Origin of the sequence: Nostoc sp. NZL (assembly GCF_015714705.1) — a bacterium.
Lineage (GTDB): Bacteria > Cyanobacteriota > Cyanobacteriia > Cyanobacteriales > Nostocaceae > Nostoc > Nostoc foliaceum_A.
This window is the reverse complement of sequence record NZ_WBKL01000095.1, coordinates 32,606-55,403: the sequence shown is the minus strand read 5'-3', so window position 1 is coordinate 55,403 and position 22,798 is coordinate 32,606. Positions and strand designations below refer to the sequence as shown.

Genomic DNA, 22,798 nt, shown 5'->3' with positions numbered 1-22,798 from the left:
GAATAAAAATGAACTAGGTAAAACCCTTATAAATATTGCCTTTTGCCTCTTGCCTCTTACCTCAACCCAGCAACAATTATTTACACCGATTTATTTATTTGCTAGGCAATTCTCTTGGTGTATTCTTCACATTTTTAGAGTTTACCTAGTTTGAGCCGTACTCCTTCTCTACGGAATGCTGCGCGAATGTAAAAGCAAGGTAAGGACACCTCGACAGGAAAAGACAGGGTTCTAAAGGAGCAAACTTTGGATATGCTTGAAAGACTGACAAAAAAATATATCTTTTTCTTTTTGACCGCAGCGATGCCTGCGGTTCTTTCTAGCCTACGCCTGGCAATGTCTTATATTTAAGCAAGAATTGCTAGAGGTTACCAAAATTACCAACGCAGAGATGATTCAACTTAGCCAAGAACACTTGCAAAATATTCGCACCCATGCCGAAAGCACCTATCCAGAGGAGTGCTGCGGTATAATTTTAGGCTATCTGGCTAATGATGACAAAACTGTGGTAGAAGTCATGCCAACAGAAAATGCCTGGAATACAGAAGCGGCTGCTGAGTTCTCAGGGGAACACACAGCAGAAAGTAAAAAACGGCAATATGCGATCGCACCTGAAGTTATGCTAAAAACACAAAAAGAAGCACGAGATCGCTCACTAAACATCATCGGCATTTTTCATTCCCACCCAGATCATCCTGCTATCCCTTCAGAATGCGATCGCTTATACGCTTGGCTAGGATACTCGTATATAATAGTTACCGTCCAAAACGGTAAAGCTGGAGAACTCCGAAGCTGGAGCCTTGACGATCATCATCAGTTCCAAGCAGAGGCAATTGAAAATATAATTTAACGGCTTAATTTCAAGACGGATATCGTTTTTCGATAGGATTAATATTCCGCTCTCCCAGATCATAACTGCTATGCTCAATCCCAATCTGGATGAAATCCAGTTGACCAAAGACGATTACGAACGCTACTCCCGACACCTAATTTTGCCGGAAGTCGGACTAGAAGGACAGAAGCGCCTGAAAGCGGCCAGTGTACAGTGTATCGGTACAGGTGGACTAGGTTCACCACTACTTTTATATCTGGCGGCGGCGGGTATTGGACGCATCGGGATTGTAGATTTCGATGTTGTCGATACTTCCAACTTACAACGCCAAGTAATCCACGGTACATCCTGGGTGGGTAAACCTAAGATTGAATCGGCAAAAAACCGCATTCACGAGATTAACCCCTATTGTCAGGTTGATTTATACGAAACCCGCCTGACTTCCGAAAACGCCCTGGAAATCCTCCAACCCTACGATATCGTCGTGGATGGTACTGATAACTTCCCCACCAGATATCTAGTTAACGATGCCTGCGTATTGCTGAATAAGCCCAACGTCTACGGTTCAATTTTACGCTTTGAAGGGCAAGCTACTGTATTTAACTACCAAGGTGGCCCTAACTATCGTGACCTGTTTCCAGAACCACCACCACCAGGAATGGTTCCCTCTTGTGCAGAAGGTGGCGTATTAGGAATATTGCCAGGAATTATTGGTTTAATCCAGGCAACAGAAACGGTCAAAATCATTCTGGGACAAGGTAACACCTTGAGTGGACGGTTGCTGCTATACAACGCCTTAGATATGAAATTTCGGGAGTTGAAGTTGCGTCCTAACCCGATTCGCCCAGTAATTGAAAAGCTGATAGACTACGAACAATTCTGCGGAATTCCACAAGCTAAGGCAGAGGAGGCGAAACAGCAGATGGAAATGCAAGAAATGACCGTTAAGGATTTGAAGGAATTGCTGGATAGTGGTGCAAAAGATTTTGTACTGCTGGATGTCCGCAACCCCAATGAGTATGATATTGCTAAAATTCCTGGTTCAGTGTTGGTGCCCTTACCAGACATTGAAAATGGGAATGGCGTTGCCAAGGTAAAGGAAATATTGAACGGTCACCGCTTAATTGCTCATTGTAAGATGGGCGGACGATCAGCAAAAGCCCTTGCCATCCTCAAGGAAGCCGGGATTGTTGGGACGAATGTCAAAGGCGGAATTACCGCTTGGAGTCGAGAAATCGATCCTTCAGTTCCAGAGTATTAACAAAAGAGGCAGGAGGCAGGAGGAATACTGCTCCGGAGGCGGAGCAACTCCGTCTCCGCTCTGTTTCCTACCACGACTAGAGTGAGTTTGCGGTTGAAGTCTCCCATTCCTCCATCTCTTGATGACCTTTTTTGAATTAAAAGTTAAAAATTAAAAATTAAGAAAAAGAATAATTTTTAATTAATTTTGGGTACAGAGCCAACAATGAATCAAAGATTCAGTGGTCTACAAGACGCTCGCGGACTCGCTAACGCTACGCTATCATTGGTGGGTACAGAGCCAACACTGATAGCGCAGCGTAAAGCCAACGGCATGACTTCTGTATGAGAGTCCACGTACCCTTACAGGGAAGCAAGCTACGCGCAACTGGAATTTTTAATTAATAATTTTTAATTTTTAATTGGAGCGAAGCGACTTGACTACCTCGACATCTCGTCTCAATATTTTATGGGTGCAAGTTTGGGTGTTGGCAGCAGTGCAGGGAGCAATTACCCTCACCTGGTTAATTTATAATATATATTTGCCGCAACTTTTGACTCAGTTTGGTTTTCCCGCCTCATTGGCAGTTGGTTTGGTGCTAGTCGAAAATGCCTTGGGTGCAATACTGGAACCCCTAATGGGTGGACTTTCAGATCAAGCTAGGCGCTGGGTAGGAACTAGGTTTCCCTTCATCTCAGGAGGGATGATTTTGTCAGCGACTTTGTTTATTGCCATACCATGCGTTGTCAGCTTGATCCCGCCTACTACCGTGATGCGATCGCTCTTACCTATAGTATTGGTAGCCTGGGCATTAGCAATGACAATATTTCGCTCTCCAGCTATGTGCTTATTGGGGATGTATGCAACACCAGCCCAGTTACCTTTAGCAGTAAGTTTCGTCACTTTGGTAGGTGGTGTAATTGGGGCTTTTAGACCAATAAGCCACAAGTTTATTCTTAATTTAGGGCCAGTTTATACCTTTGCGATCGGTTCTTTCGTCATGCTGGGTGCAGCTGCTGTGCTGCGGTTAGTCAATCCCCCAGAAGCGCCAGTGGATAGGCACCAAGCAGAAACAGTAAAATTGCCCTTGCAGAAATTGGCTTTGATTTTAGGAACTGGCTTCGGTGTAGCTTGGGGTATCCGATTTCTCATGGATGTCTTGGCAAAAGTACTGAAAAACCAACTGAATACTGATAATATTGATGTGCAAATGGTGTGGATTGGATTAGCGATCGCAATTGCAAGCATACCAGCAGGGATGTTCGCCGTCAAAATTGGTAATAGTCAAGCAATGCTTTGTGGCATCTGTGCAATCATTCCCTCGCTACTGATAATGATATCTGTGGGCGCACAAATTCCGATAATTGTGTTGCTCGTCGCTGGCTTTAGTTTAATTGTCAATGGAGCAATTCCTTTTGCTTTAGGACTCGTACCCCAGCGATGGGCGGGATTAGGAATTGGGATGTATTTTGGTGGGTTCGCTTTAGCGATGAGTTTGTTTGGCGTTCTATTTCCCCAACTACAAGGGATAACACCTCCTGTTGGTGCAATTGCAGGTGCATTGGCATTTTTGTTAGCTGGTGTTTGCATTGTAGTGAGTAGCATTTCTGAAACACAAATGAACGCAGAGTAACGCAAACTTATTCTATGCTTACCTCTGCGTTTAAAATTCCAACCTTCTAATATGCGACAGAATCAGGACTAAGCTTCCTTGGCGCTATAGGCGCTTGTGCCCGCAAGCTTGAAGCGATGGCTACGCCCGTCGCAGGCATCGCATAATTTATACTTTAATTCAGTAACACCAAGTTTTTTATATCATGAAACAGAAATGGGCAAGCATATACAAATGCACTCAGCTACTTTGGAGTATTTTGTTAGTGTTGGTAATTTGGAATCTACCCCAATACGCTCTAGCAGATATCAACCCACAGGAGATAAATGCAATTATTCGTACACGAGATATTGCCCTCCAAGCCCTAAATACTCGCGATTTTGCTAAAATCCAGCCTTACTTGCACCCAAACTTCACAATAACAACAGTTGATAACCAGATTTTTCACAAAGTTTCTGAGTTTGAAAGGTACTGGAATCAGCAGTTTTCCAGTTCCATTAAAGATATCAAAATGCAGCTAAAGGGAGAAACTCTCAGAAATTTTCTCACTCCAGAGATAGATGTCGCCTCTGGAGAAGCGATCGCATCTTTTTCTTTCAAAGATGGCAAAGCGGCTGATATGGCGTTGCGATGGACAGCAGTGCTGCAAAAACTCCAAGATAAATGGACGATTCAATCGCTGCATTTCTCTTCCAATCTGCTGGATAACCCGGTCTTGAATGCTGCTCAACAATTGGGGCGGATTCTAGCAGTTGCAGCAGGCGTAGGCGGTTTCCTTCTGGGAGCAGTGACGATGCTAGTATTGCGTCGCAGGACTAAGCAACGAACAGAAAGGATATAGAAGAGAGTGGCAAAAAGCACTTTTCAACTAAGAAAAAATACTAGCTTTTATCGCCGTCTCAAAGCAACCATAATACTTTTATTGGTCTGGGGTGGCGTGAGTTTGCTGCACTGGCTACCAGAAACACAATGGTTGTTGCTGGGATTAACGGCAATCCTGGCTGTGCAAACGTTACGGATGCTGATAGCAAAACCAGCGGCTGCGGTGATGGAGAGTCAGATTTTTTTACCGCCAGTCTCGATTTTAGTTCCGGCTAAAAATGAAAGTCCAGTCTTGGCTAATCTAGTTTACAGCTTATGCCAATTGAATTATCCCAGCGATTCTCTAGATATCTGGGTTGTTGATGACGGTAGTACCGATGAAACCCCCCAGGTTTTGAGGGAATTACAAACTCAATTTCCATCTTTGCAAGTTCATCGACGGAAATCAAAAGGTGGTAAATCAGGGGCGTTGAATGCGGTGTTTCCCTTTACGCAAGGGGAGATTATCCTAGTCTGTGATGCGGATGCTCAGTTACCTGCCAATTTTCTCCGGCAAACAGTACCTCTGTTTCAGAAGCAAGCGATCGGTGCAGTGCAAGTGCGAAAAGCAATTTCTAATGCTAATACCAATTTCTTAACCCGTTGCCAGCAGATGGAAATGAACTGTGATAGCTTTCTCCAAACCCATCGCATTGCTATTGGTGGAATGTCTGAACTGCGGGGTAATGGGATGTTAGTTCGTCGGGAATTGTTAGAAAAGTGTCAAGGTTGGAATGAGAACACTGTCACGGATGATTTGGATCTTTGCTTCAAACTCTATTTAGCGGGTGCAGAAATTGAGTTTGTTACAGTTCCATCAATTCAAGAAGAAGGTGTAACTACTTGGGAAAAACTTTGGAATCAACGTTGTCGTTGGGCTGAAGGTGGCTACCAGCGTTACCTAGATTATTTTCCGCAAATTCTTACTTTAGGTTGTGAGAAAGAAATTGATTTATTATTGTTTTTTTTATTGCAGTTTATTCTACCAATTGGACTAATACCCGATTTACTTTGGACAATATTTTATAGCCATCATCCAGTTCTGTTTCCCCTCCAGACACTACTCAGCATCATTTTGACAATTGCCTTTATTGCTGGACTTTACCAATTTCAAAATTTAAGAGGATGGTCTTTGCTTTGGGCAACAATTCAAGGATCATTATACATGGTGCATTGGATTCCTGTGATGATTGTGACGACTTTAAAGATGTGTGTGCAAAAAGAGCGATCGCGCTGGGTTAAAACTGAGCATTGTGGTGGAAAAAATTATGGTTGAAGAATCAGATAATCTGATAGAAAAGCAGAAAAAATACTTTATGTTAATTGGAGTAAGTGTTTATGAAGGTCAAGCAATTGAATATAAGCTGAAAAAGCTTAGTAAATTTATTCATCCTAATATTGACGATTCATTGCCTGAAATTACCAAAGAAGATTTTTTAGCGAGAGAGAAGATTTTAGATAAAAGAACACTAGGGTTTATTTTCAACTATTTAAAGCAAAATAAATTTTTATTAAATGATGATGCAGAATTTTTAGTTAATAGGTTTGTAAATTATAGAAATACTATTATTCATCACCTTATAAAATTACCAGGCTTTAATCTTAATACAGAAGAAGGTATAGATCGAGGAATACAGTTTTTAGAGGAATATAGAAAAGCAATAAAAGATATAAATGATATTTTTGATCCAATTTTTATTTCTGCACATATATTATTATACGAAAATGTCGATAATATAGATGACATTAACAAGTATCAAAATAGTCTAAATAATTTGTATTCACTCTTGAATGAATCCTTAACAAGAGCGGGTGGCTCTCTTGAAATAGAGGTTCAAAATAATCTTGATGAACGTTTTGATTACCAGATAAAAAATAATTTTAATAAAAACAATTCTTCTACATTTAACCCGCAAGCAGAAAAAAATAAATTATGGCAAAATACTAAAATAGTTCGTGCATTGAGTCGTATTGGAGCAGAGATAGCAAATCAAGATGGATGGATTTCTTTATCTATTTGTGAACAACGGCTAAAAACAGAGTACCCAGAAATAAAACCTAATGATTATGGCTTTAATAATATTCTGGAAATAATCAAAATATCTAATTTGTTTAAAGTGAAAAAATCAAAATGGAAGAAACACAATAAATATAAAATTTATTTTCGGTTTTATCAAGGAAAAAATGAAATTAGCTGAAATTATCAAATTAGAGAATTATGTTAGATTTGCTGATTCAAAACGGGTTAATTTTCGATGGCTTAGGCTCTCCACCTGTGCGCGGAGATATCGGCATTCAAAACGGACGCATTGTCACCCTTGCGCCCTCCTTAACTACCCCAGCGCGTGAAGTGGTTGATGCTTCTGGTTTATGGGTGACACCTGGATTCATCGACATTCATACCCACTACGATTTAGAGTTAGAAATTGCACCAGGATTGAGTGAATCAGTTCGTCATGGTGTTACTAGCGTGGTTATTGGTAACTGTAGCTTGTCTGTTGCGATCGCAGAACCCCAAATCCTGGCTGATATTTTTCAGAGAGTAGAGACACTTTCCCATCGGCTGATTGCAAAATGGTTGAAAAAGTCGGTTTCCTGGCAGACACCAGCAGAATATTTACAGCATTTGCAACAGTTACCACTTGGCCCCAATGTTGCCCCAATGTTTGGACACAGTGCTTTACGCGCTCATGTGATGGGATTAGAACGCAGTTTAACTGTTCAGCCGACAAAATTTGAACTAAAACTTATGCAGCGCATAGCCAGAGATGCAATAGATGCTGGCTTTATTGGCATTTCTATTGATATGTTTCCCTGGCATCGGATGAGTGGAAAATGGCAAGGCTGTACAATTCCTTCCCAACACGCCAAATTTAAAGAATATGCGATGTTAGCAGATTTATGTCGACGGTGCGATCGCGTTTTTCAAGTCACACCCAATTTACAACGGCTCGCTTCCTTTGTGGATATTTTGCGGATGGGTTCAGGGATTGGACAAAAACCGCTGCGGCTAACAGTCCTCTCAGCCTTAGATGCCGTACACGATCGCAAACTATGGCGAATATTTTCCCCCCTACTTTTTATTTGGAATCGGCTTCTAAATGGTAATGTGCGCTTTCAAACCTTAACGGAACCCTTCACCATTTACTCTGATGGATCTGTGACTCCCTTATTTGAAGAATTTTCCACAGGCGCACAACTCAATGGCTGTCAGTCACGAGAAGAAAGGCAACAACTATGGGCATCGGAAATATTTCGTCGTCAGTTTCGCCAAGAATGGCTCAGTAAACGGCGTAAATCATTCCATCGTCGGTTAGATTTGATGGAAGTTATTCACTGTCCCGAAGCAAGTTGGCAAGGGTTAACTTTTGCTCAAATTGCTCGTCAAAAGCAACAAGAACCAGTGGATTTATTTATCCACGCATTACAAAAATACGATACAGATTTACGCTGGGTGGCGACAGGAGCGAACGATCGCCTAAAACCCCGTTTAGCGATGATGCAGCATCCGCATATTTTGCCTGGTTTTACTGATGCTGGCGCTCATGTCCGTAACCTGGGCTACTATGATGGAGCTTTATCTGTGCTCAAACAAGCAGTTGCAACGAAGTTCCTTTCACCAGAAGCTGCAATTTGCCGCGTTACTGGAGAACCTGCTGGTTGGTTCCGTCTTAATACGGGAGTTCTCAAAGTTGGTGCGAAAGCAGATATAGTTTTACTCGATCCCAATGCTTTAAATCAGCCAATTAGCCCGCAGGTGCAGATATCAGATCCCGTTTTAGATGGTGAACTTCGGATGGTTAAGCGTGGCTCGGATGAGATTGTGCAAGGGGTTTATATTAATGGAGTTCGGGTTGTTTGTCGGGGGAAAGTGAGCGATCGCTTGGGGCGTGAAAAGTTGGGAACGGTTTTGTTTCCTTGTTGAATTATCTCACGCGGAGGCTTGAGAGGGGAGGATTGAATTGCTTTTACCCCACACCAGCAATCACTTGTCCAATATCTTGAGGAGTTGCACCTGTGGCTAACATTGCCCGGATCAACAATTCAATTGATACTGAAGCATCGCCATTTTCAGCTTTAGCAATCCGAGGTTGGCTGGAACTAATTTTAGCAGCGAGTTCACTTTGAGTCATCAGTTTTTGCCGACGCTCCTTCAAGTTTTGGCTGAGAGCTAGCTTAATTTCAACCAAGATAGTTTCTTCGGGTGTTAACTCCAAAAAATCTGAAACTGTGCCAATTTTCCAGCCTTTAGATTCCAAACGTTCTCTCTTGGCTTGATCCATCACATTACTCCTGTTGATCGGTATCATATTTACTCAGACGCTTTTTGCAGACCTCAATTATCTTCTTCGATGTTGTTCTCGTTGTTTTATTAAAAACTTCAACAATCAAGATTGCATCGTCATCAATTCGATAAATGATCCTCCAGTTTTTATCTGCATCTCGAACACGTAATTCATAACAGTGAATTCCTATACTTGGCATAGGGCGTGAATGTGGCAACCCAAGGGATTCACCTTCCTGTAATTGTCTGAGCAGAACACCCGCTTCTATGCGTGCTTCTTGACTGAAAGGTGGGGTTTTAACTTCACCATGTAACCAAACTAAAGGTTTACTTTGATCTCCCATTCTGTATTTATATCATATCTGATATATCGAGAAATTTACTTAAAGGTTATGGGCAAACTACATTGATGTTGTGTTGGTCATAGCTTCTAACGCTACGTTAACGAAAATATAACGCACTATTTTTATGAGAGTAATACCTACAGCGGGTGGAGCGATCGCTTTATTCAGGACAGGTATGACTTTGCTATATTAGATAGTGCCTCACCAATAATCACTCCTAAATAACTTGTAAAATTTAAACAGCAAAAAATCCTACCATTCTTATGAGTGAAAAACTTCAGACCGAAAAAGACAAGCTACAGGCAAGCACTAGTATAGAGATAAATCAAGAAACAGAAAACGAAAAAGTTTTATGTTCTCATTGCCAGCGTACTGCTACGAACGGTATTAAATGTAAAGGGATTTGTGTGGCTGATAATGACTATTAAGGTATAAATTATGTTGATTTCTCATACACTCTCTTATGATTAATATCAATTCTAATCCTAAACAAAAGCTAAAAAATCGAATTAATAATCAAATTACAGATCATCCTTTTACAGATTATTGGGATATTTTTCTTCTTAAACATCAACATCCAATTAATATTACTTTACACATTCTCGGAATATTATTTTTTTACGGTTTACTCTTTTATACTTGGAAGTTGCAAAACTTTTGGTTGCTCTTGGGCTTACCGTTAACTCAATTGGTGGGATTAACTGGACATTTTTTATTTGAGCGTAGCCATATTGATTTACAAGATGCTGTATTTTCTTGGCGGGCTTCTTATTGTTTAGGTAAAATGTTATTTAGAATTTTGACGGGTAAATATCGAGATGATATTCGCCAACGACAAGAAATATTAAATAATTATCTATCAAACAATTATGCAAATATTCAATAATTGGAATGTAATTGCTAAAGGTTGGTACATTGCCTGTCCTAGTCATGAAATACCTAAAAAAAGAGCAAAATCTGTAGAAGTATGCGGTCATAAAATTGCCATTTTTAGAGGTGAAGATGGGCAAGTACGCGCCTTAGATGCTTACTGCCCTCATTTGGGGACAGATTTAGGAATTGGAAAGGTTGATGGCAATTGGATTCGTTGTGCATTTCATCATTGGGCATTTGATGAAACAGGAATTTGTCAAAATATTCCCTGTCAATCAGAAATTCCTACCCAAGCTAAATTACAAGCTTATGCAATAGAAGAAAAGTATGGATTTATCTGGATTTATCCAGATGCTAAAGCACCAGAGGGAGTGGCTGATTTTGATGAATTGAAGGGAAAAGAAATTGTTGCACAAGCTGATATTGCATTTGCAAGAAGTTGTCATCAACATATTTGTATGATGAATGGGATTGATGCTCAACATTTAAAAACAATTCATCATTTAGATATCAAAATGGATCTGTCCCTACATCGCAGCGAATTAGGCACACAAATCGACTTTACAATGCGGGGACAATTCCCTCAAACCACCTGGAGAGAAAAGTTAGGTCAAAAATTTCTTGGTTCTACATATCAATATTCAATGCGTTATGCTCATGGTTGCATTGGGTTGTTAACAATGATGAAAGATGTTAGGCTTTTTCCGCCACTGTATATGATATATGCTTATACTCCAATTGCACCTGGAAAAACGAGAATTCAACCGATTTATGTAACTGAAAAGCGTCAAGGTATTCTAGGGTATCTGCTAAGTCAGTTTTTGCTATTCTGTACGCGCTTGGCTTACTATATGCTTAGGGATGAAGATGGTAAGATTTACGACAATATCCGCTTTAATCCGAAGTTGCTCCTTAGTATTGATCAACCATTAGCTGAATATATGGAGTATGTAAATCAGCTAAAACCGTCTCGATGGTCAAAAAATAGGGGTGTAGAATAATACATTGGGTTAGGGACAGCGTAACTTAACAAAAACTTTGGTAATCTTGGGTTTCTTAATCCTTTGCAGAATAGGAAATGCCTACTAACCCTTACTGAAAAGGCGCAAGATGTGAATATGAAATTGTAGCGTAGATAACCATTTTGTAATCTGTCACATTACACCGTAAATTTACCAAATTGGTCGATAAAGTTTTAAATAAATACATCTTACCAATCGATTTTAGGTAATTTCCGAGTAATGAAGAGTTTGCTGATTCCTGTTCAAAATTTGCAACCAAGCGATCGCATCGCCATGTATGCGTTACTGCAAAATCACTTCCAAGGTATAACCTGGGATGGGTTTCAAATTGATCTAGAGCGCAAAAACTGGGTTTTGTTGTTGAGAGATGAGACATCCAACGCACTGAAAGGATTTTCAACTCTGATGTTATGCCAAAAGACTTATTTGGGAGAAAAAATTAGTGTGGTGTATTCTGGCGACACTATTGTTGATCCTAGTGCTTGGTCGAGTACAACACTACCACGTAGTTGGATTGCCGCTATCAATTTTCTGCGTCAACACTATGCAGAAAATAAACTTTACTGGCTGCTAATTTGCTCTGGTTTTCGCACTTATCGTTTTCTCCCGACTTTTTGGCAAGATTTCTACCCGCGTTATGATGTTACAACACCTGCCGATGTTAAGAATCTAATGGGGAATTTAGCACGCGAATATTATGGTAGTTTATACCAAGAATCAACTGGTATCGTCAATTTCCCGCATCCCCAAATTCTCTGTGAGGCGTTAATTGAAATCCCCACAGGAAGACAGACTAACCCCCATATCCAGTTTTTTGAAGAAATAAACCCCGGCTATCGATTAGGGGATGAATTAGTTTGTTTAACTGAAATTAACTATGACAATCTCACTCGTGCTGGAAAACGGATGTGGGAGTCAGAATCATCGTTACAATTTGTGCAAGATTGTGTTCTCATTTAATTCTTATGGTATCTACAAACCCACAATCAAACTTTAACAATCCGACACAATTTATAGAGGGATGGTACTGGACATTACCATCCAAAAAATTAAAAATTGGCAAGGTAAAAGCTCTAAAGTTGCTAGGTAGAAATCTGGCAATTTATCGGGGAGTTAGTGGTCAGGTAGTAGCTATAGATGCTTATTGTCCACACATGGGCGCACATTTAGCAGAAGGTAAGGTAGAAGGTGATGGAATTCGCTGCTTTTTTCATAATTGGAAGTATGACAGTCGCGGAATTTGTGTAGATATTCCTTCTCTCGGAAAACTGCTACCTGTGTGTATTAAAACTTGGCACACAGCAGAAAAGTACGGCATGATTTGGGTTTGGGTGGGAGAAGAAAAGCCAAGTTCGCTGCCTTTTGTACCAGAACTAGAACAGGCAGATTGTGATTATATATTGGGGACTCGATTTATCAAAAACTGCCATCCCAATGTCTTACTAATTAATGCGATTGATGCTCACCACTTCAATACAGTACACAATTTGCCTTTAGAGATTGTATTTGATTCTCAAAACCTTAACCCCAATGCTATTAGCTTCAGCAACACTACACGAGGAGGGGATGATTCGTGGTTAGTTCGCTTGATTCGTCCTTTATATCGCAACGAAGTTACTTATAGTATGTGTTACTGGTATGGTAGCACTGGCACTGTGACGCTAGGGCCAGATTTTCTGCATTTCTACATTATATTTACACTGCGAATGATAGAAGGTGGTAAAACTGAAGGGCAAACAATTCTTGTCACTCCCAAGCGTCCGGGATTTTGGGGATGGGTTTTAAATCGTGGTTTGTTATGGTTAACTCAGCAAGTTGGTAATTACTTTGCAAAAGGCGATACACAGGTATTTCAAACAATTCAGTTTGATTTAAAGACTCCTACTAAAGCAGATCAATCTATTATGGAATTTATTCAGCATGTTAATCAACAAAAAGCCTTAACCTGGGGAAAGTGGGAAACTGTTAATTATCCAGATATTCAAACCCTATCAACACCTAGCCCTGAACATGAATTCAAAATATAATATTGTCGGTTTTGACCTACCGCATACAGATAATGATGACCGTTTGCGACGGATATTAACAGCAGCATTACCCAATCAGAATAATTATGGTAATTACCCACAATTAAATTATTGGGGTGCTGAATTTTTCAATTTACATCAAGTCAAAATTTTTCAACAATCTAATATTAATGAACAATCTGCTATTTTGGAACTTGCGAACCGCAGTTTATTAGAAGAATCATATTTCATTGAAAAAGCAGGCGTTGGCTACATGGCAAAAATGGTACTTTTAGCAGAAACAATTGAAGAGCGAATGCTTTATGGACTGTTTACAGCTGATGAAGCTACCCACCTTCACCAAATTAGCCATTTTTTACCAGAAATGGAAGTAATTAGCACGAACGATCCGTTTTTGCGCTTACTATCAGAAGTGGTTGAAAGTGCAGATAAAACAGTTTTGTTGTTTGTGCTGCAAGTCGTTTTAGAAGGATGGGGTTTAAGCCATTATCGGCGTTTAGCGAAAGAATGTCGCTATCCAGTTTTAGCAGAACTTTTTTCCAGTTTTTTACAATCTGAATCCCGCCATCATGCTACGGGAAGCACCTTGTTTAATCAAATTACTGTTTCAGCATTGAGTCAAACAACAATTATCGATGTATTGGCACAGTTTTTATTTATGGTACAGGTGGGGCCACAAAGCTTACTCGCAGCAATCGAACAAGTGAAAGGACATCTGACGCGATCGCAAAAAATCCAAATTCTAGAAGAACTGGATACTGAAACCCACAGTGGAACCCGATTACAAATATTGCGATCGCTCATGGGAGGAACATCAGCCCAGTCTATCCTGCAAAATTTAGAAGAACGCGGAGCCTTTAAACCCCTCCCCGCCCATCAATGTGTGTAATCAATATTAATCTTATCTCTGCGTGAAATAAAAACGGATATGGAAAAAACTATTCATCGCAAATTACAAATTAACCACACTCGCAATAAACAGCAAGATCATACTGCTTTAATGGATGAAGCTGTCACCAAGTTTTGCTATGAAGATTGCCAAAACGAGTATTGGAACCCAGAGGAATTTTCTCTGCTATATGGTACACCTTTATGGGAACAGTCCAGCCAACATCAGCGTATAATTTTGAACCAACTTTACTGGGTAGCCTACTACTCACAAATTGTTTCTGCGGAAATTGCAACTATCTTTTTCAATCAAACCAGTGCAGCCGGACTCTACGCCCAAGAGGATTTTCGCTTAATCTGCGATACATTAGACTTGGAATCCGCCCAAGAGCGATCGCACATTAACGCCTTCCGCACAATTGCCAAACAGGTTGAGCAAGCGTTGTTTGGGGAACTTATCTTTACCTACCCCATGCGCGGCCCCTTTACAGAAACGATGGTTTATGCTGATACCAATGCCCTAAAAACTTGGTGGAAAAAAATTCAACTTCAATACTTTGGGCTGATTTCTGCGAATAATACTTTTTTGGCTTGTCAGTATTTCACTGTCCGCGGAGTGCGGACACTAAACGGCAAGTTAGTACAGCACAAACTCAGCAATTATTATCAAAAACATCCTCATCCTGAAGCGGCTCCAATTCCTGCTAAAGTCTCCTATTATCACTTTATGGATGAAAGTTTTCACTTCAATAGTTCGACAATTATATCTCACGATGTTGTCACTTGCCTTAAGCCGCCAAGTGCTTATGAGCGACTGGTTGCTAATTTAGGATTGCTGGGATGTCAGCGCGATCATTTTCATTTTTCTGCTGCAATTAACGGGATATTCTGGTACGATCCGGCGCTGTATAGCAAGATTTATCGGGTGTTGCGATCGCCAATTTTTGAGATGAGTGACAAAGATGCTAAAGAAATAATGCGGCGTTGTTTTACGGAGGAGTCGGAAGGATTGCAGCGCAGTTTTTCAACTCATCAAGAAGCGATGAAATCTTATCAGGTTTATGTTGAAAAACTCGATTATCTTTGGCAACGTAATCGAGATATGTCACTGATGGGTACTAATTCAATTTCTCGATATTTGGCGACTCAACAAAGGGCTTTTAAAGGTTTTGAACGGCAAGAGGATTTGATTTTATCTCACACAGATACGCAGCACCTCGGCTACGCTCAGTGACCAGCGCAGAGAGGAATGGAAGAGTGTTTTTTAGGTAAAATTATTGCGTATCATGGCTGACTTCTGTAAAATATCGTTTCCAGTAAGTGATTTTGTTACTATCACTCTGGAATGTCATCAAAGTTTATCTGAACATCTCACGATTCAGAATTCACCTGTTTTATTTGGTTGTCGGACTGGAATTTGTGGTACTTGTTTGGTTGAGGTTATTGGTGATATTCCTCCTCCTCAACCTGAAGAACAGGAAATGTTAGAGACTTTAGCAGCTAATTATCCTTATGCCCGGTTAGCGTGTCAAGTTGATGTTACAGGTAATGTTGAAATTCGTAAGATTTAGATGGTGATTTAAAAACAACAAAAAGAGCAAGTATGGATTGGTTAAAGCGCGTCACAGAAATTCGTAAAACTTGTAACGTGCCAGCACCAGCCCGAAATGTTGCTATTGCTAGAGTATGGGTAGATGAGACGTTTACTGAGCTATTCGCTTTTAGTGGTAAGCTATTGCGAGAGGGAGCGGTTATTTTACCCAATCAACTGATGTTTAAAACCTTTGAAGTTACCGGACACCGAAGAGATTTAGACTCAGAGTACAAAATATTAGAATCGATCGCCGAAAAATATACAAATAATAGAGAAGTAAAGGGTAAGATTGAGTTATTCACCGAAAGAGAGCCATGTGATTCGTGTGAGTATGTCATTAAGCAGTTTAGGCAGACTTTCCCGAACATTCAGCTAAATGTACATCACGGAAACATTGCGTAAAGGAGTCGGTATAAATGTCAATTCGCAATTTACCCGAACCACTTCAGCTTATTTTTAACGAGAATCAGGTTTCGCCATGTTCAGATTTGGAAATAATTCAATTTGAACAACAACAAGGTATTACTTTGCCCAGTATTTACAAAGATTTTCTCAAGATTATGGGGCATGGTGCTGGTAAGTTTTTGCGTGGCTCAGATTGCTTCTACCAGCATCTACCGCAAATTCAAGAATGGGCTAAACAACTTTTGGTAGAAAATGATTTTCCTGAAGCTTTGCCAGAGGACGCTTTTGTATTTTTCATGCACCAGGGTTATCAGTTTAGTTTTTTCAGGCTTTCAGAAGGTGATAACCCACCAACTTACTCATATTGCGAAGGACAGCAAGAGCCTTATTTTGTCAAAAGTCATGATACGTTTAGTGATTTTATAGCAGTGGAAATCGAGCTATATTTAAAATCTTCGATGTCTCTAGCGAGTTAGATATTTGCCATATCAAATTGACAATCAGCTTTTCCACTATTCAATATCGCACTTGTAAATTTTTGGAAATGTTAGGTTTCTTAATGTTAACTCAACCTACTCGCTAAAACCCTTTTGCTTCAATCTCTAAACTTTAGTTCCAAGGTACTCAACCTTCCAAGATATTTGACGACCTGAACGACCTGAACGCACAAAATGGAACCCTTCGTAGTCAAAGCTGACAGGATTTTTGGTGATGAACGAACTAGATACACCAAGTAACTGAGCAATTTGGCTAGTTGTTAATTCTAAGCCTTGAGATGCTGCCTTCTTCAAAGGTTCCAGATGTTCTGGCAGAAGATCCACTTCTGGCAAGGTAGCTTGAAATTGGCTATCTGATGTGGGTAGAGGTTCGGTACGAATATCAGATAAAGCCAGAATTCTAGAAAAGGACTGAGTAAAGGATGAAGCAATTCTAAGATTGGAAACAATTAAATAAGCGATGAAATTTTGGGTGGAGAAAACAACTACTCCATATTGTACGATTGGAAGCTGGCGATTATTATTGAAACGTCGGTCAGCACCACCATCACGGCGGACATACTTCCAAGTTTTCCCAATCACTGTAGCATCGCTAGGTAGTTCCTCTTGTTCGACGTACTCTAGGTCTTGCAAGGATGCTTGGATTTCACTATAAGGTATCGCACTATAAACACCATCTTGGAATACAAAAAAGCGATCGGGAAGTAGATATAACTTAATGCTTCCAGCATCAATCCCCCAAACGTCAACATTGGTTTTGAGGAGGTTGGGGTTTTGTTTACCAATATTTGATCGCTGTCGGATAAGAGCCGCGTTTGAGCCAGCGTTTCGCTTCCAATCACCAACAGCGACTTTTGACATCAATCGCCATGAGCTTTTCGTCATTGCTAGATTTGAAAAAGACGCAATACTTTCATAAAATTTTTTTTCTGAGTAATCATCAGAGAATTCATAAAAAAGGGGTGTTGTCTTTCGTGCAACATCCTTTTTGTAAACTATATAAGTTACAACCGCTAAAATTATGGACAAAGGAAAGAAAACAAATAGTAAAATTAATGCTGCGATTCCACAATAGAGAGAGTAGTAAGGACTCTTAACTCTCTTGTTAATTTGATCAATAATTTCTGCCGCTGATCTATCTACAATCGCATCCTCATACTCTTCTAAATCTTCCTGTGTAGAACCATGAACTCTTTCTGTAGACTGATACGTTTTTTGTTGGTAGGTAACACCTTGTCTACCAACTTTGATTAAAGTAGCTGGAACTTTCTGTTGTTTTTTAGATAAAGCCATTATGCGTTATGTTATTTATTGTTGTGGGCAGGGGTCAATTTGTTCAAAAAATCGAAGTAATGGTGATTTCTCAAAACAATGCCTGACGACACTATCAGGGTTAATCCACAAATAATTATCAGAAATGGGGGCAAGCTCCAACCTAGATGTTTTTGGTTATTTGATTTAATCTGATAATTATTAGGTGATAATATCTTGTAAATACGAGTTGAAAAGATATGTAAATCATCCTGAGAAGTCAATCGATAAACTCGATTAGATTCTAATAGCTTGGAATTTTTGATAGCTGCGATTAATTTAGGATCAGGCGAACTTGGGCGAAAATCATCCCACTGGTATTCATAACTCTCATAAAATAATCGAAATTCAATAACTTTGAAAATTCTAGCTTCATCTTTATCAGCAACTATAAAATACTTAATTTCATCTATACGCCCTTTCTTGAATAAGCGGTTAATGTAATAAATTGCCTGAGCAATAACCTTTGCTGCAACTTCTATATCTCCAAGCTTGACCGAGTATTTGAATTCAAATAGAATTTTGTTAACTACCAAGTCATGTCTTTCCTGAGTTTTGACAGGTAGAGAAAATTCTCTAACATAAGCTGCTTTAACTTCTTCTTCATTAGTAGCAACCAACAGAACCTGAATAAAATTAAACTCCTGAGCTTGTGACCAGTGCTGCCTATGTTCATTTGTCTGCTTTGCTTGTTCTTCCCACGCTCCCATATAAAATAATTCCTAGCAGTAAGATTTGATAAATACCGACATCATCTTAACTTACTGGATCTACAGATCGACACCCTCTAAGTAACATCCATACCTAGTAATTAAGTAACTATCCCTTTCAAGGTCTTATGGTTGATCGCTCTCTCCCACCCACCATGCAATTTGCAGATTTCTGGTATATTGTCGCACTCAGCGAACAGTTACAACCTAACAAGGTATTATCACGCACCGTTTTAGGAGAATGGTTAGCGATATTTCGCGGTGAAGATGGACAAGCCGTAGCTTTGCGCGATCGCTGTTTACACCGCAATAGCCGTCTATCATCAGGTAAAATCTGTAACGGTGCTTTACAATGTCCCTATCATGGTTGGGTATATGACGGGGTTGGAAACGTGATTGCTGTTCCAGCCGAAGGAGATGACTTCAAACCTTCCCCACAGCGTCGAGCCAAGTGTTATGCTACCAAAGAACAGGATGGCTATGTTTATGTGCGGTTAGCCGATACCCCAAAGGTTGATTTTGAACCCTTTTCTATGCCTAACTACGGACAAACAGGATGGGAGACGGTGCGGGTAATTAACCGTTTTGCTAATAATGTTACTAATTGTGCAGAGAACTTTATTGATATTCCCCATACGGCTTTTGTTCATCCTGGTGTTTTCCGTACTTCCCGCCAACAAAAGTTAGAGATGACTGTTGAACGGTGGAATGGTTCGGTTTTGGTGGAGTATCGCAATGAAAACAATAATTTGGGATGGTACAGCCGTTTTCTGAATTTGCAGGGTGCAGAGATTAAACATAGCGATCGCTTTTATATGCCAAATATTACCTCTGTAGAGTATAAAATGGCAGATAATCGCCATTTGTTCATTACCAGTCAATCTATTCCAGAAACCGATAATTCAACTCTGGTTTACACCGATGTCACCTATAACTATGGTATTTGGAATAAGTTAGCACGTCCCTTTGTGCGGTGGACTGCTCAACACATTATCCGCCAAGACGTGGAAATTTTGGATATTCAGGGAGAAGCGATCGCTAAATACGGGACACAATTTTATAATACGCCTGCGGACACAATTCATATATTTGTCGAGTCAATTATAGCGGCTATATCTCGTGGAGAAGATCCGCGTTTATTGCCAAATAAATCAGTAAAAGTTACATTCTGGGTTTAAGAGGTTGTTTGAAAAGTATTTAGCTGTGATTTTAGGCATTTGTTGATCCCCCCTAACCCCCCTTAAAAAAGCTACGGTGTACACACATCTCTGTACAGACCCAAAATCGTTTTAGATCCCCCTAAATTCCCCTTTTTAAGGGGGATTTAGGGGGATCTAAAACGTTTTTCTACTAAGAAAAGGACTTTTTAAACATCCTCTAAGAATGATTCGTAATTAATTAAAATCGGCGTGAGCAATCAGAAGTGGGAATACAAAACTTTTCACAACTACTAATTTTTGGCTCTTTTATCGGATTAGTTGGTTGGACTATTACCAATCAGGTGGGACGAACTCAACTTCAAGTGAAAAGTCGTGAAGATTGGCTAATAGATAGTACAGGGTTAACGATTCAAGGAATTTTTATTCCCTTACTACAAGCTACTTTGGTTTATTGGCTTTATCAATATTTACTACCAACTCAACAAGGATATTTAAAAGTATCAGTAGTTTCGGCTTTTATTATCAGTTTTGTTGTGGTTGATTATTTATATTATTGGAATCATCGTTTATTACATACTAAATTGTTGTGGAAGGTTCACCAAGTCCATCATACTGTTACTCAGATGGATGTACTAGGAACTTCTCGCAACACACTTTGGACAAGTTTGTTAATTATTTATTTATGGATACACACTTTATTTTTGTATCTGTTAGCAGATCCAACAGGTTATTTACTTGGAGTAAGTCTAACTTCTGCCTTAGATTTATGGCGACATAGCAGCTTAATAATTCCTGAAAGTAGCTGGTTTTATCAACTTTTATCTCCTTGGCTAATTTTACCACAAGATCATGCTTGGCATCATTGCCGCGAAGTCCAAAATTATAACTACGGGGCTAATCTGAAAATTTGGGATAAGTTACATGGAACATATTATGAAAGCAAAAACTTGCCATCTATAATCGGAATTCCTAGCTCATTAAACTTGTTCCAAAAACTTTTATTCCCATTTTAATGACAGTTCTAAGTAAAATTCTTTCGTTTTTTCCCGCCTTTATATTATTGCTAACTGGGGCAGCAATAGTCTACCTCGCCTATTCACCCAATATCTTCAGCATTCTGGCGGTGTTCCTTTCTATTTATGGGCTACCAGTGCTAGTTTATCGCTTGCATGAACGGTTTTATCCTGTGCGGGAGGGGATTAGTTATCTACAAGGTAAAGAATATAGTCCCTGGTGGGGTAGTCATCAAATCCAGGTAATTTATATTGCAATTCCGGCGCTAGAAGCATTGCTGCGATTGATTCCGGGGGTGTTTTCGTGTTGGTTGCGATTGTGGGGTGCTAAAGTGGGGCGAGATGTATACTGGACAACAAGATTGGAGATTGCCGATCGCAGTTTATTAGAAATTGGCGATCGCGTCGTTATCGGGCATGGTGTCGGTATCTATTCTCACATCATTAAACCCCGCAAGCAAAATTTAATGTTGTATGTCAAAAAAGTCAAGATTGGCAGCAATGTCTTTGTGGGAGCCGGTTCTAATCTTGCTGCTGGTGTAGTCATTGGCGATGGTTCTTATTTACCAGTAGCCACCAAGCTTTATCCTAATCAAAAGGTGCAATAATGCGTCCGATTATTCAGCTTTTTGGGCAAATACTCGCACCAACTGCGAGGCGATTTCATCAAGCTTTGGATAACCCAGAGTTAATGCAGACATCTGTACAAAGGGAGATTTGCGATCGCTTAATCAAGAGTGAGTATGGTAAAACTTTAGGGATTCATTCTGTAGATGATTGGCAGCGTGTACCAATTGTAGATTATGATGCGCTTGAACCCTGGTTAAATCAAAAACAGCAGCAAATTTCGCTCACACCAGAACCGATTTTGTTCTATGAAAAAACCTCTGGTAGTAGTGGGGCGGTAAAATGGATTCCTTATACTCAATCTTTGCGGCGATCGTTTAATCAAATGTTTTGTGTATGGGCGCATGATTTGATTGTAAATGGCCCGAAATTTTCTACAGGGAAGCTTTATGCTTGTATATCGCCGCAATTAAATGTAGCTGATAGCCAAAGTTTACAGGATGATTTAGATTACTTAGATGGCTGGTTACGTTGGTTCTTGCGTCCTTGGCTGGTGATGCCAAATAAACTTAATCGGCTGCATGATGCGAATTTGTTTAAACATCAACTTGCTTTGGCATTATTAGAGGCTGAAAAATTAGCAATTATTTCTATTTGGAGTCCTAGCTTTCTACAAGTACATTTAAAATATATTAAAGAAAATCAGGATTTATTGCGAGGAGAATTACACAATCGGATTTCACATCATCGGCTGCAAATCCTCAGCGAAAGTAATATTAGCTGGATGCAACTCTGGCCAAATTTGAAGCTGATTTCCTGCTGGGATAGTGCCAATGCAGCAGATCAAGCTCAGGGATTGCGATCGCAATTTCCAGGTGTATTAATTCAAGGTAAAGGACTCCTAGCAACCGAAGCACCAATAACGATTCCTTTGATTGTCGCTGGGGGATGTGTTCCAGTTCTCGATGAAGTGTTTTTCGAGTTTGAGGATGATACTGGTTCCCTGTATGGTTTGCATGAACTCAATATTGGCAAGGAATACACGATTATTTTATCCCAGAAAGGGGGTTTGTATCGTTATCGAATTGGCGATCGCATCCGGGTAACTCATTACTATCGCCACACTCCCTGTTTAGAGTTTCTCGGACGACATCAAGCTATTAGCGATTTGGTGGGCGAAAAGTTGCAAGAAACCTTTGTAAATAATGCTATTAGTCTGTTGAACTTGCAAGAAACTAATTTTAAAAGCTTGATGCCGATTGCCGATCCTCCACACTATATTCTATTACTAGATTCGGCAAAAGAAACTCCAGAAATTCTTGCTCAAAAACTGGATCAAGCTTTATCAGAATCATATCATTACCAGAGAGCGCGAACCATCGGTCAACTTGCACCACCACAGGTTTTAATCTCTAGTCAAATTCCTCAAGTGTTAGTTTCTCATCGTATCCGCACTGGAAGTATTTGGGGAGGTATTAAGCATCCAATTCTGGCAACATCACCCATTAGCACTGAACTTTTACAAGAATTGAAGTTGGAAATTGTCTAGAAATAGCT

General features: G+C 39.9%; 26 protein-coding genes. 22 read left to right on the top strand and 4 right to left on the bottom strand.

The genetic code is table 11. The annotated features are described in order from the left end of the window. The first annotated feature begins 391 nt into the window (after positions 1-391). The 8 genes from F8R90_RS13795 to F8R90_RS13765 all read left to right on the top strand — a co-directional run bounded on the left by F8R90_RS13795 (position 392) and on the right by F8R90_RS13765 (position 8,470). Positions 392-850, top strand: coding sequence for a Mov34/MPN/PAD-1 family protein (locus F8R90_RS13795; RefSeq protein ID WP_196511220.1), 459 nt, complete (start codon positions 392-394; stop codon positions 848-850). 70 nt (positions 851-920) lie between these two features. Then, the gene (gene moeB, locus F8R90_RS13790; protein ID WP_152590576.1) at positions 921-2,093 is read left to right on the top strand and encodes a molybdopterin-synthase adenylyltransferase MoeB; all 1,173 of its coding nucleotides are present in this window, start codon (positions 921-923) and stop codon (positions 2,091-2,093) included. Positions 2,094-2,297: 204 nt separating this feature from the next. Then, positions 2,298-2,420, top strand: a complete 123-nt coding sequence (locus tag F8R90_RS33440) for a hypothetical protein (protein WP_269141762.1) — start codon at positions 2,298-2,300, stop codon at positions 2,418-2,420. An 88-nt stretch (positions 2,421-2,508) separates the two neighbouring features. Next, entirely contained in the window at positions 2,509-3,705 is a 1,197-nt protein-coding gene (locus F8R90_RS13785; RefSeq protein ID WP_196511219.1) for an MFS transporter, read from the top strand. Between the two features lie 184 nt (positions 3,706-3,889). Then, complete coding sequence (locus tag F8R90_RS13780; RefSeq protein ID WP_230966300.1) at positions 3,890-4,525, top strand: YybH family protein; 636 nt, start codon at positions 3,890-3,892, stop codon at positions 4,523-4,525. 6 nt (positions 4,526-4,531) lie between these two features. Further along, positions 4,532-5,821: a glycosyltransferase gene (locus tag F8R90_RS13775; protein ID WP_196511218.1), complete on the top strand. Its 1,290-nt coding sequence runs from the start codon at positions 4,532-4,534 to the stop codon at positions 5,819-5,821. Then, positions 5,814-6,743 (top strand): OST-HTH/LOTUS domain-containing protein, encoded by a 930-nt coding sequence (locus F8R90_RS13770; RefSeq protein ID WP_196511217.1) that lies wholly within the window; start codon positions 5,814-5,816, stop codon positions 6,741-6,743. Before F8R90_RS13775 ends, F8R90_RS13770 begins: the two co-directional genes overlap by 8 nt. Positions 6,744-6,763: 20 nt before the next feature. After that, positions 6,764-8,470, top strand: coding sequence for an N-acyl-D-amino-acid deacylase family protein (locus F8R90_RS13765; protein WP_196511216.1), 1,707 nt, complete (start codon positions 6,764-6,766; stop codon positions 8,468-8,470). Positions 8,471-8,513: 43 nt separating this feature from the next. Here the strand turns inward: F8R90_RS13765 and F8R90_RS13760 are convergent, their stop codons facing one another. Both F8R90_RS13760 and F8R90_RS13755 read right to left on the bottom strand, forming a co-directional pair. Further along, positions 8,514-8,828: a helix-turn-helix domain-containing protein gene (locus F8R90_RS13760; protein WP_196511215.1), complete on the bottom strand. Its 315-nt coding sequence runs from the start codon at positions 8,826-8,828 to the stop codon at positions 8,514-8,516. A gap of 4 nt (positions 8,829-8,832) precedes the next feature. Next, positions 8,833-9,174, bottom strand: a complete 342-nt coding sequence (locus F8R90_RS13755; protein ID WP_196511214.1) for a type II toxin-antitoxin system RelE/ParE family toxin — start codon at positions 9,172-9,174, stop codon at positions 8,833-8,835. 263 nt (positions 9,175-9,437) lie between these two features. Here F8R90_RS13755 and F8R90_RS13750 point away from each other — a divergent pair, with 263 nt between their 5' ends. The 10 genes from F8R90_RS13750 (at position 9,438) to F8R90_RS13705 (ending at position 16,459) form a co-directional block, all read left to right on the top strand. Further along, on the top strand, positions 9,438-9,602 hold the full coding sequence (locus F8R90_RS13750; RefSeq protein ID WP_179073616.1) for a hypothetical protein: 165 nt from the start codon (positions 9,438-9,440) through the stop codon (positions 9,600-9,602). 35 nt (positions 9,603-9,637) lie between these two features. Further along, positions 9,638-10,060: an Mpo1-like protein gene (locus F8R90_RS13745; protein ID WP_196511213.1), complete on the top strand. Its 423-nt coding sequence runs from the start codon at positions 9,638-9,640 to the stop codon at positions 10,058-10,060. After that, positions 10,044-11,048: an aromatic ring-hydroxylating oxygenase subunit alpha gene (locus tag F8R90_RS13740; RefSeq protein WP_196511212.1), complete on the top strand. Its 1,005-nt coding sequence runs from the start codon at positions 10,044-10,046 to the stop codon at positions 11,046-11,048. The genes F8R90_RS13745 and F8R90_RS13740 overlap by 17 nt, the downstream gene beginning before the upstream one ends. Positions 11,049-11,288: 240 nt before the next feature. After that, positions 11,289-12,029 carry a hypothetical protein gene (locus F8R90_RS13735; RefSeq protein WP_196511211.1) on the top strand — a complete coding sequence of 247 codons (741 nt, stop codon included), beginning with the start codon at positions 11,289-11,291 and terminating at the stop codon, positions 12,027-12,029. Between the two features lie 5 nt (positions 12,030-12,034). Beyond that, complete coding sequence (locus F8R90_RS13730; RefSeq protein WP_196511210.1) at positions 12,035-13,096, top strand: aromatic ring-hydroxylating dioxygenase subunit alpha; 1,062 nt, start codon at positions 12,035-12,037, stop codon at positions 13,094-13,096. Continuing rightward, on the top strand, positions 13,080-13,985 hold the full coding sequence (locus tag F8R90_RS13725; RefSeq protein WP_196511209.1) for a ferritin-like domain-containing protein: 906 nt from the start codon (positions 13,080-13,082) through the stop codon (positions 13,983-13,985). The genes F8R90_RS13730 and F8R90_RS13725 overlap by 17 nt, the downstream gene beginning before the upstream one ends. A gap of 39 nt (positions 13,986-14,024) precedes the next feature. Continuing rightward, positions 14,025-15,218 carry a P-aminobenzoate N-oxygenase AurF gene (locus F8R90_RS13720; protein WP_196511208.1) on the top strand — a complete coding sequence of 398 codons (1,194 nt, stop codon included), beginning with the start codon at positions 14,025-14,027 and terminating at the stop codon, positions 15,216-15,218. Between the two features lie 52 nt (positions 15,219-15,270). Then, positions 15,271-15,555 (top strand): 2Fe-2S iron-sulfur cluster binding domain-containing protein, encoded by a 285-nt coding sequence (locus tag F8R90_RS13715; protein ID WP_196511207.1) that lies wholly within the window; start codon positions 15,271-15,273, stop codon positions 15,553-15,555. Positions 15,556-15,587: 32 nt separating this feature from the next. Then, positions 15,588-15,980 (top strand): deaminase domain-containing protein, encoded by a 393-nt coding sequence (locus F8R90_RS13710; RefSeq protein WP_196511206.1) that lies wholly within the window; start codon positions 15,588-15,590, stop codon positions 15,978-15,980. A gap of 14 nt (positions 15,981-15,994) precedes the next feature. Continuing rightward, positions 15,995-16,459, top strand: coding sequence for an SMI1/KNR4 family protein (locus F8R90_RS13705; RefSeq protein WP_196511205.1), 465 nt, complete (start codon positions 15,995-15,997; stop codon positions 16,457-16,459). 126 nt (positions 16,460-16,585) lie between these two features. On the opposite strand, the gene F8R90_RS13700 is transcribed toward F8R90_RS13705, so the two are convergent. Both F8R90_RS13700 and F8R90_RS13695 read right to left on the bottom strand, forming a co-directional pair. After that, complete coding sequence (locus F8R90_RS13700; RefSeq protein WP_196511204.1) at positions 16,586-17,773, bottom strand: hypothetical protein; 1,188 nt, start codon at positions 17,771-17,773, stop codon at positions 16,586-16,588. An 11-nt stretch (positions 17,774-17,784) separates the two neighbouring features. Then, positions 17,785-18,411, bottom strand: coding sequence for a hypothetical protein (locus F8R90_RS13695; protein ID WP_196511203.1), 627 nt, complete (start codon positions 18,409-18,411; stop codon positions 17,785-17,787). A gap of 245 nt (positions 18,412-18,656) precedes the next feature. Here F8R90_RS13695 and F8R90_RS13690 point away from each other — a divergent pair, with 245 nt between their 5' ends. From F8R90_RS13690 to F8R90_RS13675, 4 genes are all read left to right on the top strand, one after another. Further along, on the top strand, positions 18,657-19,679 hold the full coding sequence (locus F8R90_RS13690) for an aromatic ring-hydroxylating dioxygenase subunit alpha (RefSeq protein ID WP_196511229.1): 1,023 nt from the start codon (positions 18,657-18,659) through the stop codon (positions 19,677-19,679). A 245-nt stretch (positions 19,680-19,924) separates the two neighbouring features. Further along, positions 19,925-20,674 carry a sterol desaturase family protein gene (locus tag F8R90_RS13685; RefSeq protein WP_196511202.1) on the top strand — a complete coding sequence of 250 codons (750 nt, stop codon included), beginning with the start codon at positions 19,925-19,927 and terminating at the stop codon, positions 20,672-20,674. Continuing rightward, positions 20,674-21,282, top strand: coding sequence for a DapH/DapD/GlmU-related protein (locus tag F8R90_RS13680; protein ID WP_196511201.1), 609 nt, complete (start codon positions 20,674-20,676; stop codon positions 21,280-21,282). Before F8R90_RS13685 ends, F8R90_RS13680 begins: the two co-directional genes overlap by 1 nt. After that, the gene (locus tag F8R90_RS13675) at positions 21,282-22,790 is read left to right on the top strand and encodes a GH3 family domain-containing protein (protein WP_196511200.1); all 1,509 of its coding nucleotides are present in this window, start codon (positions 21,282-21,284) and stop codon (positions 22,788-22,790) included. Before F8R90_RS13680 ends, F8R90_RS13675 begins: the two co-directional genes overlap by 1 nt. Positions 22,791-22,798: the final 8 nt, after the last annotated feature.